Annotated in this window: 19 protein-coding genes; 13 read left to right on the top strand and 6 right to left on the bottom strand. The window is 63.7% G+C overall.

Features of this window, described 5'->3' with window-relative positions; translation table 11 throughout:
* The first annotated feature begins 17 nt into the window (after positions 1 to 17).
* On the top strand, positions 18 to 1,034 hold the full coding sequence (locus GPT34_RS15155; protein ID WP_291014162.1) for a TRAP transporter substrate-binding protein: 1,017 nt from the start codon (positions 18 to 20) through the stop codon (positions 1,032 to 1,034).
* A 40-nt stretch (positions 1,035 to 1,074) separates the two neighbouring features.
* On the opposite strand, the gene GPT34_RS15150 is transcribed toward GPT34_RS15155, so the two are convergent.
* From GPT34_RS15150 to GPT34_RS15140, 3 genes are all read right to left on the bottom strand, one after another.
* Positions 1,075 to 1,695 (bottom strand): MarC family protein, encoded by a 621-nt coding sequence (locus tag GPT34_RS15150; protein ID WP_291014160.1) that lies wholly within the window; start codon positions 1,693 to 1,695, stop codon positions 1,075 to 1,077.
* A gap of 157 nt (positions 1,696 to 1,852) precedes the next feature.
* A complete protein-coding gene (locus GPT34_RS15145) occupies positions 1,853 to 2,338 on the bottom strand; it encodes a MaoC family dehydratase (protein WP_291014158.1) in 486 nt (161 codons plus the stop codon).
* Position 2,339: 1 nt separating this feature from the next.
* Positions 2,340 to 3,098: an SDR family oxidoreductase gene (locus GPT34_RS15140; protein WP_291014156.1), complete on the bottom strand. Its 759-nt coding sequence runs from the start codon at positions 3,096 to 3,098 to the stop codon at positions 2,340 to 2,342.
* A gap of 77 nt (positions 3,099 to 3,175) precedes the next feature.
* Here GPT34_RS15140 and GPT34_RS15135 point away from each other — a divergent pair, with 77 nt between their 5' ends.
* The 3 genes from GPT34_RS15135 to GPT34_RS15125 are packed head-to-tail and all read left to right on the top strand — an operon-like array spanning position 3,176 to position 5,207.
* Positions 3,176 to 3,775, top strand: coding sequence for a 2-hydroxychromene-2-carboxylate isomerase (locus tag GPT34_RS15135; protein ID WP_291014154.1), 600 nt, complete (start codon positions 3,176 to 3,178; stop codon positions 3,773 to 3,775).
* Positions 3,776 to 3,820: 45 nt separating this feature from the next.
* Entirely contained in the window at positions 3,821 to 4,501 is a 681-nt protein-coding gene (locus tag GPT34_RS15130) for a dienelactone hydrolase family protein (RefSeq protein WP_291014151.1), read from the top strand.
* A gap of 52 nt (positions 4,502 to 4,553) precedes the next feature.
* Positions 4,554 to 5,207, top strand: a complete 654-nt coding sequence (locus GPT34_RS15125; RefSeq protein WP_291014150.1) for a glutathione S-transferase — start codon at positions 4,554 to 4,556, stop codon at positions 5,205 to 5,207.
* 14 nt (positions 5,208 to 5,221) lie between these two features.
* Here GPT34_RS15125 and GPT34_RS15120 read toward each other — a convergent pair whose 3' ends face one another.
* Complete coding sequence (locus tag GPT34_RS15120; RefSeq protein WP_291014221.1) at positions 5,222 to 6,283, bottom strand: magnesium transporter CorA family protein; 1,062 nt, start codon at positions 6,281 to 6,283, stop codon at positions 5,222 to 5,224.
* Between the two features lie 64 nt (positions 6,284 to 6,347).
* Entirely contained in the window at positions 6,348 to 7,349 is a 1,002-nt protein-coding gene (hemB, locus tag GPT34_RS15115; protein ID WP_291014148.1) for a porphobilinogen synthase, read from the bottom strand.
* Positions 7,350 to 7,610: 261 nt separating this feature from the next.
* On the opposite strand from hemB, the gene GPT34_RS15110 reads away from it, so the two are divergent.
* The 9 genes from GPT34_RS15110 to fusA all read left to right on the top strand — a co-directional run bounded on the left by GPT34_RS15110 (position 7,611) and on the right by fusA (position 16,174).
* Entirely contained in the window at positions 7,611 to 8,738 is a 1,128-nt protein-coding gene (locus GPT34_RS15110) for a hypothetical protein (protein WP_291014146.1), read from the top strand.
* A 270-nt stretch (positions 8,739 to 9,008) separates the two neighbouring features.
* Positions 9,009 to 9,437 carry a CopD family protein gene (locus GPT34_RS15105; protein ID WP_291014144.1) on the top strand — a complete coding sequence of 143 codons (429 nt, stop codon included), beginning with the start codon at positions 9,009 to 9,011 and terminating at the stop codon, positions 9,435 to 9,437.
* Positions 9,438 to 9,468: 31 nt separating this feature from the next.
* Positions 9,469 to 10,539: a VanZ family protein gene (locus GPT34_RS15100; protein WP_291014142.1), complete on the top strand. Its 1,071-nt coding sequence runs from the start codon at positions 9,469 to 9,471 to the stop codon at positions 10,537 to 10,539.
* 20 nt (positions 10,540 to 10,559) lie between these two features.
* Positions 10,560 to 10,925, top strand: coding sequence for a (2Fe-2S) ferredoxin domain-containing protein (locus tag GPT34_RS15095; RefSeq protein WP_291014140.1), 366 nt, complete (start codon positions 10,560 to 10,562; stop codon positions 10,923 to 10,925).
* Positions 10,926 to 10,979: 54 nt separating this feature from the next.
* Positions 10,980 to 11,600 (top strand): alpha/beta hydrolase, encoded by a 621-nt coding sequence (locus GPT34_RS15090; protein WP_291014137.1) that lies wholly within the window; start codon positions 10,980 to 10,982, stop codon positions 11,598 to 11,600.
* A 122-nt stretch (positions 11,601 to 11,722) separates the two neighbouring features.
* Positions 11,723 to 12,829, top strand: a complete 1,107-nt coding sequence (locus GPT34_RS15085; RefSeq protein WP_291014218.1) for a D-alanyl-D-alanine carboxypeptidase family protein — start codon at positions 11,723 to 11,725, stop codon at positions 12,827 to 12,829.
* Between the two features lie 158 nt (positions 12,830 to 12,987).
* Positions 12,988 to 13,365: a 30S ribosomal protein S12 gene (rpsL, locus tag GPT34_RS15080; protein ID WP_056266875.1), complete on the top strand. Its 378-nt coding sequence runs from the start codon at positions 12,988 to 12,990 to the stop codon at positions 13,363 to 13,365.
* Positions 13,366 to 13,519: 154 nt separating this feature from the next.
* Positions 13,520 to 13,990, top strand: a complete 471-nt coding sequence (rpsG, locus tag GPT34_RS15075) for a 30S ribosomal protein S7 (protein ID WP_291014135.1) — start codon at positions 13,520 to 13,522, stop codon at positions 13,988 to 13,990.
* An 81-nt stretch (positions 13,991 to 14,071) separates the two neighbouring features.
* Positions 14,072 to 16,174, top strand: a complete 2,103-nt coding sequence (gene fusA / locus GPT34_RS15070; RefSeq protein ID WP_291014134.1) for an elongation factor G — start codon at positions 14,072 to 14,074, stop codon at positions 16,172 to 16,174.
* 104 nt (positions 16,175 to 16,278) lie between these two features.
* Here the strand turns inward: fusA and GPT34_RS17760 are convergent.
* Positions 16,279 to 16,471, bottom strand: a 193-nt coding sequence (locus GPT34_RS17760; RefSeq protein WP_363357011.1) for a hypothetical protein, incomplete at its 5' end; no start/stop codon positions are given.

The following is a 16,471-nucleotide window of genomic DNA, read 5'->3' as shown; positions in this document are numbered from 1 at the left end:
CACCCGGAGACCTCACCATGACCCGACATCCCCTCGCGTTTTCTTCCCTTGCCGCCGCGCTGCTCGCCGCTGCGGGTATCGGCCAGGCGCAGACCGTGCTCAACGTGTCCACCTGGTTGCCTCCCTCACATGGGGCGACCGTGGCTCAGAACCAGTGGTGCGAGGCGCTGGAAAAGGAAACCAGCGGCAGCGTGAAGTGCAACTTGCTGCCCAAGGCGGTCTCGGCGCCGCCTGGTACCTTCGATGCGGTGCGCGATGGGGTGGCCGACGTGTCCTACACGGTCGATGGCTACACTCCCGGGCGTTTCATCTTCACCCAGGTCGCGGAGTTTCCGTTCCTGGGTGACAGCTCGCTGGCCACCTCGGTCGCCTACCAGCGCATCTACAGCAAGTACTTTGCACCGCTGGGAGAGCACCGAGGCGTCAAGACGCTGGCCGTTTTCACGCACGGCCCCGGCATCATCTTCACCGTCAAGCAACCGGTCAGCAGCGCCGCCGATGCGGCCAAGCTGAAGTTCCGCATCGGGGGTGGCAACATCAACGAGCTCTCTAAGCTTATGGGCTGGAACACTACCCTCAAACCCGCCACCGAATCGTTTGAGCTGCTTTCTACCGGCGTGATGGACGGCACCTTCTTTCCCGACGAGTCGCTGCAGTCGATGCGCTTGTCCATGGTGAAGTACGCGACTACTTTTCCAGGTGGCCTTTACAACACCAGCTTCGTTTTCATGATGAACCAGGCCAAATACGACAGCCTGAAACCCGAAGAGAAGGCGGCGGTGGACAAAGTCTCAGGCGAAGCGGCGACGCGGCTGTTTGCCGCCGGCTGGGACCGAACCGACGCCGCTTCTCGCGAGATTCAGAAGCAGACGGGGGTGCAGCGTCAGGTCGCCAGCGAAGCGTTTATCAACGAAGTCAAGGCCAAACAGGCGGGCCTTGAAGACAAGTGGGTCGCATCGGCGGAGGGTCGAGGTCTTAAGAATGCCCGCAGTGTGCTGGCCGAATTCCGGGCCGAGACTCAGAAACTGAAATGAGATAACGGCGGCGGCCTCGGCCGTCTCGCTCAATCCTGTATCAGCCCGCCAACGCCGGAAACAGCTTCACCAGCCCAGCCGCCATGACCTCCACCGACAGGGCGGCCAGGATCAGGCCCATCAGCCGAGTCATCACGTTGATGCCTGTCTGGCCAAGGAAGCGGGCGATGGGCTTGGCGAGCGTGAAGCACACCGCGGTGGCCAGCGCGATCACCACGCCGTAGCCCACCAGCGCGGCGTGCTGGAAAAAAGTCTTGGCCTGGTCGGCGTAGATCACCACGGTGGACATGGTGGCCGGGCCGGTGAGCAGGGGGATGGTCAGGGGCACGACCGCGATCGAGGCGCGTGCCGAGGTGTCATCGATCTCGTCCTGCGTGGCCTTGGCCTCGGCCGGCTGGGCGTTGAGCATGGACAGTGCCGAAGTCATCAGCAACAGGCCGCCGCCGACCTGGAAGCTAGCCAGCGAGATGTTGAAGAACTCCAGGATTTGCAAGCCAACGACAGCGCAGGTGGCGATCACGGTGAACGCGCTGAACGAGGCGATCAGCACCGTGCGACGGCGCTGCTTGCTGGTGAATCCCTGGGTGTAGTGAATGAAAAATGGCACGATGGCCAGCGGGTTGACGATGGCCAACAGGGTCACGAGGGGCTTGAAATCCATGGCCGCGATTGTGGGGGACAGCGGCGCATTCGGCGCGCTACTGACGCATGAATTGCGCCACTGCGTCAGGGGCTAGGGACCTGCCGCCGGGCCGCTCCCAAGGCGGACCCAGCCCCCTAGGGGGCGCAGCGATCCGCGCAGCGGCGGAGCGTAGGGGCTATTTTTTAGGGCTGCGCAGCCGAAACATGCCGTAGCCCTCCATGTGCAACACCTTGTCGCCATGCTGGTTGAACATCTCCCAGATGGTGCGCACCAACCCCACGTCGGGGCGTTTGCCCATGACCCGCTTTTCGGTGATAGTGTGCTGCAGTCGCAGGGTGTCGCCCGGAAACACGGGCTTGAGCCACTTGATATTTTCGAGGCCAGGTGAGCCCAGGCTGGACGACTCATGCAGGAAGTTCGTCACCATCAGGCGCATTGCCAGGCTGCAGGTGTGCCAGCCACTGGCGCACAGCCCACCGAACACCGATGCCTTAGCCGCTTCGGGGTCGAGATGAAATGGCTGGGGATCGAACTGACGGGCAAAGGCTACGATTTCATCCGCGGTGGGCGAAAGGCTGCCCAGGTCTTTCACCTGGCCAACCGCCAGGTCTTCCCACCAGATCTTGATGTGCGGGCTTTGTTCGGGGGTGGTGGCGGTCATTTCAGCGTCCTCCTGAGACGTCGAGCAGGCTCATGGTGGTGTAGCTTGCGGCGTCCGAAAGCAACCAGACAATGGCCTGGGCCACTTCGTCGGCGCTGCCGCCACGCTGCATCGGCACCAGGTGCTGCAGCTCCTGCACCCGGTTGGGTAGGCCACCCGAGGCGTGGATCTCGGTGTCGATTAGGCCCGGGCGCACCGCGTTGACGCGCACACCCTCGGCCGCGACCTCCTTGGCCAGACCGATCGTGAACGCATCAATGGCGCCCTTGGAGGCGGCGTAGTCCACGTATTGCCCCGGAGCGCCCAGGCGCGCCGCCGCGCTGGAGACGTTCACGATGCTCCCGCCTGCCCCGCCGTGTCGCGTGCTCATGCGGCGCACCGCCTCGCGTGCGCACAGCATCGAACCCATCACGTTGATGTCAAACATGCGGCGCCAGCGCGCCACACTCATCTCGTCCACGCGCGCAGTCACGTCCACCACGCCGGCGTTGTTCACCAACCCCCGCACCGGCCCGAGCTTGGCGTCGATCTGGCCGAACATGTCCATGACCTGCGCCTCGTTGGCCACATCGGCCTTGAATGCGATCGCGGTGCCGCCAGCCGCGCGGATGGCGCGCACCAGCTCGTCGGCCGCAAGCGAGTTGGCTGCGTAGTTCACCGCCACCTGCCAGCCTTGCTGGGCGGCAAGCCGGGCGGTGGCTGCGCCAATGCCCCGGCTGCCACCGGTGACCAGCAAAGCGCCTGCAGACGATGTGTTCATGGGCTTTCTCCTGCCAGAATGTTCTGTCCCGGGTACAACCGGGTCTCGCACCATTAGACCAACACGAGGAGACCCCCATGCGTCACGCAGTCGACTACTACTTTACGCCCAACAGCCCCTGGACTTACATCGGCCACGCGCGGTTCGCCCGCATGACCGAGGGGGCGGGCGCCAGCGTGCGTGTGCTGCCGATGGACCTCGCCAAGATATTCCCCATTTCGGGCGGCCTGCCGCTGCCCAAGCGCGCGCCGCAGCGCCAGGCCTACCGGTTGCTGGAGCTCCAGCGCTTTGGCGAGGCCCTCGGCTTGCCCCTGGTGGTGCAGCCGCGCTTTTTCCCGGTGGTGGCCGATTTGGCCGCGCGGCTCATTGTGGCCACCGACATGGACCACGGCACCGCTGCGGCCATGCGGCTCACTGGCGCGGTGGGCGCTGCCGTCTGGACTCAGGAGCGCGACATTGCCAACGCGGACACCCTGAGTGCCGTGCTCGCCGAGTGTGGTCTGGACGCGGCTCTGCTGGCGCGCGCGCAGACGCCGGAGGTTCTGGCCCAGTACGAACAGAACACCCAGGCCGCGATCGACGCCGGCGTGTTCGGCGCGCCGAGCTACGTGGTCGACGGCGAGCTCTTCTGGGGCCAGGACCGGCTGGACTTCGTCGAGCGCCGCCTGCTTTCCTGAGTCGACTCCCTTTTTTCTGACCTAACCTTCCAGGAGACTTTTCCCATGAGCCATGTCATCGAACTCACCGCCGCCGACGGCTTTGCTTGCCCGGCTTACGTCGCCCAGCCCGCGGGCAATCCCAAAGGCGGCATCGTGCTGCTGCAGGAAATCTTTGGCGTGAACAGCCATATCCGGGCGGTGGCCGACAGTTACGCCGCTGAGGGCTACCTCGTGGTCGCGCCCGCCACCTTCCACCGCGTCAAGCCCGGTGTGGAACTGGGTTACACCGAAGCTGACATGAACGAGGGCTTTGGCTACAAGACGGCGGTGGAGGCCTTGCCGGCACCCGGCGTGATGCAAGACATCCAGGCGGCCATCGACGAAGCGGCGCAGGGCGGCAAGGTCGGTATCGTGGGCTATTGCTGGGGCGGCCTGTTGACCTGGCGCTCGGCCTGCACGCTGAGCGGCCTGTCGGCGGCCGTGCCCTACTACGGCGGCGGCATGACGGCGGGTGCCGACGCAGCGCTCAAACCCCAGGTCCCGGTGCTGGCGCACTTTGGTGATCAGGACCACTGGATCCCGCTCGACACCGTGGAGGCTTTCCGAAAGGCGCAGCCGGGAGTGGAGGTGCAGGTCTACGCCGCCAACCACGGCTTCAACTGCGATCAGCGCGGCTCTTACGACGAAGCGGCAGCCCAGCTCGCCCGCCAGCGCACGCTGGCCTTCTTCGCCAAGCACCTCTGATGTCCCCGGGGCCGCCGCCCCCTTCACCACCCGAATCATTAACGGCCGACCTATGATTCAACTGCACCACTTTCCCAGTACAGCCAGCATGGTGCCGCACATCCTGCTGCAAGAAATCGGCGTGCCTTTTGGATTGGTACTGGTGGACCGCACCCACGATGTGCAGAAGTCGGCGGCCTACCTGCGTCTGAATCCCAACGGGTTGATCCCGGTGCTGACCGATGGCGACCTGGTCCTGTACGAAACCGCGGCCATCGCCTTGCATCTGTGCGACACGCACCCCGCCAGCGGGCTCGCGCCCGCCCTGGGCAGTCCTGAGCGCGCACATTTCTACAAGTGGTTGATGTGGCTCACCAACACGCTGCAAAGCACGCTGATGATTTATTTCTACCCGGAGCGCTGGGTGAAGGCGGGCAATGCCACCGGACAGACGGAGGTGAGAAGCCATGCCGAATGGCGCATCCGCGTGCTGCTCGATCAGCTCGATACCGAGCTATCCCGCCACGGAGGCCCCTGGCTATTGGGTGAGACCTACACCGCGCTCGATCCCTACCTGTTCACGCTGTGCCGATGGACGCGGGACTTTGCCCAGACCCCGCCGGCGCGCGATCGCCGCCATCTGGGACCTCACCTGCAGCGCATGCTGGAGCGCCCCGCGGTGCAGCGCGCTTTGGCAGCGGAAGGCTTGCAGGCCCCGTTCGTCTGAACGGCTCGGGTCGATCAGCCGCGCGAGCGCTCCAGGTAGCGCTTGCGCCAGAAAAACACACTCAGGCCAACGGCGATCAGTCCCATCGAGCCCATCGTCCACCAGAAACCGTTTTGCTGGTGGATTAGCGGGATGAAGTCGAAGTTCATGCCGAAGAGGCCGGCGATCAGGTTCAGCGGCAGGAAGATGGCCGTGAGCACGGTGAGCGTGCGCATGATGTCGTTGGCGCGGTTGCCCTGGGCCGAGAAGTGCATCTGCACCGCGGTTTCCACGTTCTGCTCCAGCCGGCGCACGTGGCGCACCACGCGCTCGATGTGCTCGAGAACGTCGCGGCTGCGCACGCGCAACAGCTCCAGGCTGCGGTGACCACCGGTGTCTTCGTCAGGCTCCCAGCTCTCCAGGGACTCAATCCAGTCCAGAACCGCGGAGCGGTGGTCTTCGCAGATGTCGTCCAGCTGGTGCAGCGACATGCGCGCGTCCAGCAGTGAGCCCCAGTTGGTGAAACGCGTCTTGGGGTGCAGCAGCTCGGCCTGCATGTGGTCGAGCTGGCGCGTGAGTTCGCGCCGCAGTTCCAGGTAGCCCTCGACCATCTGGTTGACCACGCGCAGCATCAGGTCGGCAGGGCTGGTGGGCAGGTGCACGCCCGCGGAGCGCAATCCGCTCGACGCCGAGGCCAGCAGGCGGCTGGCGTACTGGTCCAGCACACCGCAGCCGGCCGGGTGCACCGTTAGCACCACGCGGTCGAACACCGCAAAACCGACCGGGCTGGTGTCGATGCGCCGCAGCACGGGCGGGCCGCTGCACTTGTTCTTCCGAGTTGGCGGTTCATCCGGGCGGGTCAGATCTGTTTCGCTCTGTCCGGCGGCCAGGCGCCGGAACACCAGGATGTCGTAGCGAGAGGTGTAGTCGAAATGCGAAGGCAGCTGTTGGTTGAGCAGATCCGACACGTGCAGATCCACCAGCGCGGTGTTGCACAGCCGCTGCAGCACCGCCTGCACCATGGCCTGCTCCAGCTCAAACTCCTGCCGGGCGCAGGCGATCCACACAAAGCCGCGCTCGGGCAGGTCGTAGGGCAGCCCGTCCTACTCGCGCACCTCGTCCGGCTTGATGGTGAAGACGCGCATTGGGCAGCCGGGTGGGTCAGGCGCGCAGCAGTCGAGCCGCGTCGCGCGCAAAGTAGGTCAGCACGCCATCGGCCCCGGCGCGCTTGAAAGCCAGCAGGCTCTCCATCATCACCGCGTCGTGGTCCAGCCAGCCGTTCAACGCAGCGGCTTTCAACATGGCGTACTCGCCGCTGACCTGATAGGCGAAGGTGGGCACGCGAAATTCGTCCTTCACGCGACGCACGATGTCCAAGTACGGCATGCCGGGCTTGACCATCACCATGTCGGCCCCCTCGGCGATATCCAGCGCCACCTCGCGCAGGGCTTCGTCGCTGTTGCCAGGGTCCATCTGGTAGACCTTCTTGTCGGCCTTGCCCAGGTTGGCGGCCGAACCCACGGCATCGCGGAAGGGGCCGTAAAAGGCGCTGGCGTACTTGGCGCTGTAGGCCATGATGCGGGTGTGCACCAGGCCTTTGGCTTCGAGCGCGCGGCGGATGGCACCAATGCGCCCGTCCATCATGTCGCTGGGCGCTACCATGTCCACGCCGGCCTCGGCCTGCACCAGCGCCTGCTGCACCAGGATGTCGACCGTCGGGTCGTTCAGGATGTAGTTGGCGTCGTCCAGCAAGCCGTCCTGCCCATGGCTCGTGAAGGGGTCCAGGGCCACATCGGTCATCACGCCGAGTTGGGGAAAACGCCTTTTGAGTTCGCGCACGATTTGGGGCACCAGGCCATCCGGGTTGGTCGCTTCCTTGCCGTCGGGCGTTTTGAGGGAGGCGTCGATCACTGGGAACAGCGCCATCACGGGAATGCCCAGCTTTACGCAGTCTTCGGCCACGGGCAGCAGCAGGTCCAGGCTCAGGCGCTCCACGCCGGGCATCGAGCCTACGGCCTCGCGCCGGTTCTGGCCGTCCAGCACGAACACCGGGTAGATCAGGTCGGCCGGGCTGAGCCGGTGCTCGCGCACCAGATCGCGGGTGAAGGCGTCTTTGCGCAGGCGGCGCGGGCGGGCGAGGGGGTAGGGCGTGGGTGCGTGCATGGCCGTATTGTGGCAAAGCCGTCGCCGCCGTGGGCCCACTATCCGCCGTTGGGCAGCGGCGGCCCTCAGGTCTCCTCGCAATTGTTAAAGTGAAGTGTTTGTGTTGAACTCCACGCAGCCGGGAAAATATCTTGCGGTCAAATGGGACTTTCGGGCAATCATGGACAAAGTGACTTGCATCCCGTCTGGCCTTGCCCCGGTCTCTGGCCGGCTGCAACCTTGAGCGTCCGACTGGCCTGGCACCGATCTTTACCTTTCACCATGCTGCAAAACAAGAAAAGCCCTGTTGAAGCACCGACGCCCCAACAGGGCGGCGCGGCCGGCACGAGAGCGGAATGGTCGCTCGACGATCACTGGCCGGCGCTGATCGCGGCGCTGGCCGACCAGATCACCGAAGGCACGAGCGCCTTGCAAGGCACGGTGGACCAACTGCTGCAGCGCGGTCGTATCTCCAAGCTGGAGCACCGGGCCTTGAGCCTGCCGGCCGAGCGCATCAAGCAGGCCGGCGTGAGCGCCCAGCAAATTCACCGTTTCTACAACGGGCGCATCCGGCAGTCTCACGAAAAGGTGGACATGTCCGAGCTGGTCGAAGGCGTGCTGCAGGAGCGCAAGAAAGAGCTGGGTGTGCTGGGTATCGCGCTTCGGCGCAAGCTCAAACCGGTCGAAGTGCTGATCGACCCCACGGTGGCGCACACCTTTGTCAATGCCGTGCTGGACTGGGGCCTGGCCTTTGGCAACCGCATTGACGTGCGCATGGACCTTAACCACTGGCCGCAGCACGCGCGCTTCCAGGTCCGCGTGGCCAATGACGGTGTGCCGCCGTCGAGTACGCTCGAACCCGACAACCTCAACTGGATGCTGATCCGCCAGATCGCCCTGGCCACTGGCGGCGTGGAGATCACGCGCGACCTGCGCGACGACGGCGTCAACTTCACCGCCATGTTCACGCGCACCGTGCAGGCGGTCGACGGCATCTCGGCGGTGGATCTGTCGGATGACCAGTCGTCCATGTTCAAGTCCCTCTCGGGTACCTACGTGCTGACGATTTCTCCGAGCCTGCAGATTCGTGCCGATGTGCGCGACGCCCTGCGCGAGATCGGCATCATGTCCGATAGCGTGGTCGACTTTGCGCAGGCTCAGGACGCGGTGCGCAGCCGCATGCCCAACTTGATCGTGGTCGACGCCGAGATCAAGGGCGAGGCCTTCGAGCAGTTCCGCAATGATCTGCTGCGCGAGGTCTTCGAGTTTCCGTTTGTGGAAATTTCGCCTGACGACAGCTCGTTCGACATGTCTGGCTTTGGCGAATTTGCCATGGCCAAAGTGGGCCGCGGCAACATCCGCGAGGCGCTGGGTACGGCCGTGATGTTCGAACTGGCCAAGATGATGTAGTTTTTTGGTAGTGCTATGGGCGCCTCGGTGGCCTCCCCCTGTCAAAGTTGACAGGGTCGGCACGAAATTTCAACGTATCCTGGTGTAACATTCACCCGGGCAAGCCTCTGGCAGGCCCCCCGCTTTTCCTCCCTGAGCGGGTGCCTTCGTGTGTGACAGCAAAAAGGCTTTCCAACCCGGCCCATGGCCGGGTTTTTTTTCGCGTCAACGCGCCCAGATGCAGGCGCCACCCGGGGTGTAGGGCAACGGTCTCAGGGCTACACTGCTCTCATGCTCTGGGTCAAATCCTTTCACATCGTCTTTGTGGCCAGCTGGTTTGCAGGCCTGTTCTACTTGCCGCGCATCTTCGTGAACCTGGCCATGGTGCCGGCGGATAGCGCGGCCGAGCGGGAGCGGCTGCTGCTGATGGCGCACAAGCTCATGCGCTTCACAACCCTGCTCGCGGTGCCTGCCGTGGCGCTCGGGCTGTGGCTGTGGCTGGGCTACGGCATCGGCCTTGGCGCGGATCAAGGCTGGATGCACGCCAAGCTGGCACTGGTGTTGCTGATCCTGGGCTACCACCACGCCTGTGGCGTGATGCTGCGGCGATTCCAGCAAGGCATGAACCGGCGCGGCCATGTCTGGTACCGCTGGTTCAACGAAGCGCCAGTGATCATGTTGGTCGCGGTGGTGGTGCTGGTGGTCGTCAAGCCTTTCTGAAGTCTTGAGACAGCGTTCATCCGCCTGGCCTTTGACCCTGCTGTTGTCTGGGCTGGTGGTCTACGCCAGCCTGTACCCGTTCACTGGCTGGCGCCTACAGGGCGTGTCGCCGACCGCGTTCCTCTGGGCCCCCCTGCCGCAGTACTGGACTGGTTTTGACGTCATGGCCAACCTGCTGGGCTACGCGGTGCTCGGGTTTCTGCTGGCACTGGCGCTGTTGCGCTCGGGTGGCGGACTGTGGACCTGGCCCCTGGCACTGGCGCTTCCGTTGTTGCTGTCGCTGGGGGTAGAAACCTTGCAGAATTTTCTGCCCGCGCGCATTCCGTCGAACGTCGACCTGGCACTCAATACGGTGGGCGCCTGGCTGGGCGCGGGGGTGGCGGGTCTGATGGAGCGCCTGGGTGTGCTGCGGCGCTGGAGCCGGTTCCGCGCCAACTGGTTCGAACCGGGGGCGCACGGCAGCCTGGTTCTTCTGGCCTTGTGGCCTTTTGCGCTGCTGTACCCGATGTCGGTGCCGTTTGGCCTGGGGCAGGTGGTGGAGAGGCTAGAGGCGGGTTTGGTCGAGTTGCTGGGGGGCACACCCTTCCTCCAGTGGCTACCGGTGGGGCTGGTGCCCGCGGCGCCGCTCAGCCCCTTGGCCGAAGCCTTTTGTGTCAGCCTGTGCCTGCTGGCGCCGCTGCTGATGGGCTACGCCGACATGCGAACGACCGGGCGGCGGGCGGTGTTCTGGCTCATGTTTGGCGTCTGCGCTTTCGGGGCAGCCGGCTTGTCGTCAGCACTGACCTACGGCCCGAGCCATGCGTGGTCATGGATCAGCCCGCAGGCGGCACTGGGCTTGGGGCTGGCGGCGGTGGCCGGACTGCTGCTGCTGGCCCTGCCGCGGCGCTTGTGCCCAGTGGCGATGCTGCTGTGCCTGGCTGTGTCGCTGAGCCTGTTGAACCGCGCCCCGGCCAGCCCGTATTTCGCTCAATCACTGGAAGTGTGGGAGCAAGGGCGCTTCATCCGCTTCCATGGCCTGTCGCAATGGCTGGGCTGGCTATGGCCGTTTGCGGCCCTGGTGCTGGGCTTGCGCGCCGTGGTGCGACCGACGGCCCAGCGGTGAGCGACCACTAGAATCGGGGCATGTCAGATGCCCCGACCTCCATCCCTCCAGTCGCCCAGGACAGCTACTACCAGCGGCACATCTTTTTCTGCCTGAACCAGCGCGAAGGCGGTGATACCTGCTGCGCCCAGCACCGTGCGCAGGCGGCCTTTGACCGTTGCAAATCACAGGCCAAGTCCGAGGGTTTGCTGGGTGCTGGCAAGGTGCGGGTCAACAAGGCGGGTTGTCTGGACCGATGTGCGGGCGGGCCAATTGCCGTGGTCTATCCCGAAGCTGTCTGGTACAGCTACGTGGACGAGGCCGATATCGATGAGATCGTGAGCTCTCACCTGCGCGACGGCGTGGTAGTGCAGCGCCTGCTCACGCCACCAGACGTTGGCCGCTGAAGCCCGCTGCCTGCAGGGCAGTCGCTCCGCTTCGCTTGCATTGCTGATGACGCCATGAACGCCCAGACCGAACACCTTCTGCAAGAGGGGCCTGCCGGACGATTGGAAGTTGCGCTCGACCGAGCGCCGGATGCCCGCGGGGTGATCGTGATCGCTCATCCGCATCCCCTGCATGGCGGCACCCTGACCAACAAGGTGGTGCAGACCATGGCGCGTGCCAGCCTGCTTGCTGGCTGGACGGCGGTGCGCTTCAACTTCCGGGGAGTGGGCCGCAGTGGCGGTGCATACGACGAAGGCCGCGGAGAGCTGGATGACCTGCTCTCGGTGGTCGGTGCCCAGGCCCCCGAGGGTCCGCTGTGCCTGGCCGGGTTTTCGTTTGGCGCTTTTGTCACAACCCACGCGGCGGTGCGTCTGCACGCCAGCCGCGACCTGCACCACTTGGTGCTGGTCGGTACGGCGGCAAGCCGGTTTGCGGTGGCCGATGTGCCCGAGGAACTCCGCCCTCGCACCTTGGTCATCCATGGCGAGCAGGACGACACAGTGCCGCTGGAGTCGGTCATGGCCTGGGCCCGACCCCAGGTGTTGCCGGTGCTGGTGATTCCCACCGTAGGCCACTTTTTCCACGGCCAGCTGCCCTTGCTGCGCGATACGGTGCATCGCCACCTGCGCGCCTGAACGCCCTGCCTTCGCTTGTTTCTCATTGATTTACCAAGGATTCTGTTTTGTTTCGTCGTCTGTTTGCGCGCCTAGCGCTCGCCTGTCTTGCTGTTTCCACCGCCTTGCCCGCGTTGGCCCAGATGCCCCAGCCACCCGAAATCGCCGCACGCGCCTATCTGCTGCTCGATGTGACGTCGGGCCAGGTGCTCGCGTCGCGCATTCCAGACGAGCCGGTGGAGCCGGCTTCGCTCACTAAGCTCATGACCGCCTACCTGGTGTTTGACGCACTGAAAGCGGGCAAGCTCAGCCTCACGCAGACGCTCTCGGTCAGTGAGCGGGCCTGGAAGATGCCCGGTTCGCGCATGTTCATCGACCCCAAGATGCAGGTTCCAGTGGAAGACCTGATCAAAGGCATGATCGTGCAGTCGGGCAACGACGCCACCGTAGCGCTGGCCGAAGGCGTGGGTGGATCGGTCGAGCGTTTCGTGCAGATGATGAACGAGCAGGCCCAGGTGCTGGGCATGCGTTCAAGCAGCTTCAAGAACCCCGAAGGCCTGACTGAGGCCGGGCACACCACCACCGCGCGCGATCTCGCCACCCTGGCCACGCGCCTGATGCGCGATTTTCCCGACTACGTGCCGTACTACGCCATCCAGCGCTACCGCTACGCGGGCACGCCGAAAGCCAACGACACCAACCGCAACCTGTTGCTGTTTCGCGACCCCAGCGTTGACGGGCTGAAGACCGGACACACCAACGCCGCCGGCTACTGCTTGGTGGCCACTGCCCGCCGCCAGGTGCCTGGCCTGGGCGAGGGCAAGGCGGGCGAGCGCCGGCTGCTCAGCGTCTTGCTCGGCGCCTCCAGTGAAAACGCGCGCGCCGCTGAAAGCCAGAAGCTGCTTAATTGGGGCTACACCGCATTCGATGCCGTGCGCCTGTTTCCCGCCGGCGAGCCTGCCGCCTCTGTGCGCATCTGGAAGGGCAAGTCCCCCGAGGTCAAACTCGGCCTGGCCAATGGCGTGGTGGTGTCCGTGCCTGCGGGTGAGGGCGCCAAGCTCAAGACCGAAATCGCACGGCCCGAGCCCCTGGTGGCGCCACTGACCCGCGGCCAGCTGGTCGGCACGTTGCGCGTGAGCCTGGGCAACGGCGAGCCAGTGAGCGAAATTCCGCTCACGGTGCTGGAAACGGTGGAAGAAAGCGGCGTCTTCGGCCGCGCCTGGGACGCGCTGCGCCTCTGGATCCAGTGACCCACCGCCCCTGACCGGGGCCTCGAGCGGGCGCAGTCGACGGCTTGGGCGATGGCTGCCAGTTGTCGCCAAGCCACTCGCATGCTACAGTCGAGGGCTTTTCGGAATCTTCCGAGGAGATTTCCGTTTCCGCTTTTTCAGACGTTTAGGGACGTTACATGCCAACCATCAATCAACTCGTGCGCCACGGCCGGGAGGTCGAAAAGACCAAATCCAAGAGCCCGGCCATGGAGAACTCTCCGCAGCGTCGCGGTGTGTGCACTCGTGTGTACACCACGACCCCCAAGAAGCCCAACTCCGCGTTGCGTAAAGTCGCCAAGGTGCGCCTGACCAACGGTTTTGAGGTCATTTCCTACATCGGCGGCGAAGGCCACAACCTGCAGGAACACAGCGTGGTGCTGGTTCGCGGCGGTCGTGTCAAAGACCTGCCCGGTGTGCGTTACCACATCGTGCGTGGCTCGCTCGACCTGCAAGGCGTGAAAGACCGCAAGCAGTCGCGCTCCAAGTACGGCGCCAAGAAGCCCAAGGCGAAGTAAGTTTCCTGTTTTTGGTGTTTGACCGGCCGGCAAGCCGGGTTGAGCGCCCTGACCCCAAAGCGCCATGTCGGCGTCGGGTCAAGTAAGTGAGGGTCCTGATGGCTCTCGCGGCGCCCCAAAAAGGTGCCAACTGAAGCAAATTTGAGGTGAAAAAATGCCACGTCGTCGCGAAGTCCCTAAACGTGAAATCCTGCCGGATCCCAAGTTCGGCAACGTCGAGCTCTCCAAGTTCATGAACGTGATCATGGAAGGCGGCAAAAAAGCTGTCGCCGAGCGCATCATTTACGGTGCCCTGGAGCAGATCGAGAAGAAGACCGGCAAAGACCCGGTCGAAGCCTTTTCGGTTGCCATCAACAACGTCAAGCCCATGGTCGAGGTCAAGTCCCGCCGTGTGGGTGGTGCGAATTACCAGGTGCCGGTTGAGGTGCGCCCTGTTCGTCGCCTGGCGTTGTCGATGCGCTGGATCAAGGAAGCCGCGCGCAAGCGCAGCGAAAAGTCCATGGCCATGCGCCTGGCCAACGAGCTGATCGAGGCCACCGAAGGCCGCGGCGGCGCGATGAAGCGTCGTGACGAAGTGCACCGCATGGCCGAGGCCAACAAGGCCTTCAGCCACTTCCGCTTCTAAGCCCTTTACCAACCGTCAGTTCAGGCGAGCCCGCCAGCCCTCAAAAAGGGCAGCGGGCTTGCCCCATTCAGGAGTATTTCCATGGCACGCAACACGCCACTGGAGCGGTACCGCAACATCGGTATTTCCGCCCACATCGACGCCGGCAAAACCACGACCACCGAGCGCATTCTTTTCTACACCGGCGTCAATCACAAGATCGGTGAAGTCCACGACGGCGCGGCCACCATGGACTGGATGGAGCAGGAGCAAGAGCGCGGAATCACGATCACCTCTGCGGCCACCACCTGCTTCTGGAAAGGCATGGAGCTCAACTACGAAGAGCATCGCTTTAACATCATCGACACCCCCGGCCACGTGGACTTCACCATTGAGGTGGAGCGTTCCATGCGAGTGCTCGACGGCGCCTGCATGGTGTATTGCGCCGTGGGTGGCGTGCAGCCTCAGTCCGAAACTGTCTGGCGCCAGGCCAACAAGTACAAAGTGCCTCGCCTGGCCTTCGTCAACAAGATGGACCGCACCGGCGCGAACTTCTTCAAAGTTGTCGAGCAGATGAAGCTGCGCCTTAAGGCCAGCCCCGTGCCGGTGGTGATTCCGATCGGCGCGGAAGAAAACTTCACCGGTGTCGTTGACCTGATCAAGATGAAGGCCATCATCTGGGACGAAGCGTCCCAGGGCATGAAGTTCGAATACCGCGAAATCCCAGCCGAACTACAGGCGCAAGCCAAAGAATGGCGCGAGAAGATGGTTGAGGCGGCTGCCGAAGCCAGCGAAGAGTTCATGAACAAGTACCTGGAAGAAGGTGACTTGACCGAAGACGAGATCAAGCTCGGTATTCGCACGCGCACGCTGGCTGCTGAAATCCAGCCGATGCTGTGCGGCTCGGCCTTCAAGAACAAGGGCGTGCAGCGCATGCTGGACGCCGTGGTCGACTTCCTGCCCTCGCCGGTGGACATTCCGCCTGTGGGCGGTACGGACGAAGACGAAGCACCTGTTTCCCGTCGTCCGGCCGATGACGAGAAGCTGTCTGCTCTGGCTTTCAAACTGATGACCGACCCGTATGTGGGCCAGTTGACCTTTGTTCGTGTGTACTCCGGTGTGCTGAAAAAAGGCGACTCGGTGTTCAACCCCGTCAAGGGCAAGAAAGAGCGCATTGGTCGTATCGTGCAGATGCACGCCAACAACCGCCTGGAAGTCGAAGAAATTCGCTCTGGTGACATCGCTGCCTGTGTGGGTCTGAAAGACGTGACCACGGGTGAAACCCTGTGCGATCCAGACGACATCATCATGCTCGAGCGCATGGTGTTCCCTGAGCCTGTGATTGCGCAGGCCGTGGAGCCCAAGACCAAGGCTGACCAGGAAAAAATGGGCATTGCCTTGCAACGCTTGGCCGCAGAAGATCCTTCCTTCCGCGTCAAGACCGACGAAGAGTCGGGCCAGACCATCATCGCTGGTATGGGTGAGTTGCACCTGGAAATCATTGTCGACCGCATGAAGCGGGAGTTCGGCGTGGAAGCCAACGTGGGCAAGCCCCAGGTGGCTTATCGCGAGACCATCCGCAAGACGGTGGAAGACTCCGAAGGCAAGTTCGTTCGCCAGTCAGGCGGCAAGGGTCAGTACGGTCACGTTGTGTTCAAGATCGAACCCAACGAGGCCGGCAAAGGGTTTGAGTTCGTCGACGCGATCAAAGGCGGTGTGGTTCCTCGCGAGTACATCCCGGCGGTGGAAAAAGGCGTGATCGAAGCGCTGACGACCGGTGTGTTGGCTGGCTACCCAGTGGTGGACGTGAAAGTCACGCTTCACTTCGGTTCATACCACGACGTGGACTCTTCCGAAATGGCCTTCAAGATGGCAGCCATCTTTGGTTTCAAAGAAGGTTGCCGCAAGGCCAGCCCGGTCATTCTCGAGCCCATGATGGCCGTCGAAGTCGAGACGCCTGAAGACTACGCCGGCAACGTGATGGGCGATCTGTCCAGCCGTCGCGGCATGGTGCAGGGCATGGAGGACATGGTCGGTGGCGGCAAAGCCATCAAGGCCGAAGTGCCCCTGTCGGAAATGTTCGGCTACTCGACCACGCTGCGTTCCGCGACCCAAGGTCGTGCCACGTACTCCATGGAGTTCAAGCACTACGCCGAAGCACCGCGCAACGTGGCGGAGGCTATCGTCGCTTCGAGAGCGAAGTAAGGCCCGACCCCGCGACGCGCATGCGGCGCGTCACCCCTCTCTCAAAGGGGGTGTTGCGAGTGGATCGGCCAAGCCGGATCCACCGCAACCTGGGGTAAGGCGCTTCACTCGGTCAAATTGTTTGTCTTCGGCGCCGCGCAAGCGGTGGGTTTGCTGCCCGTGGCAGCCCGCGCCGGAAACGTTAAACCCACACGGGCCTTGTTCTTTTTGAGGTATTTCAAATGGCAAAAGAGAAATTTGAGCGGACCAAGCCGCACGTGAACGTGGGCACGATTGGTCACGTGGACCATGGCAAGA

It is taken from the genome of Hydrogenophaga sp., from assembly GCF_011390835.1.
Classification (GTDB): Bacteria; Pseudomonadota; Gammaproteobacteria; order Burkholderiales; family Burkholderiaceae_C; genus Hydrogenophaga.
The sequence above is the reverse complement of the archived record's forward strand: the minus strand, read 5'-3'. Positions and strand labels throughout refer to the sequence as shown.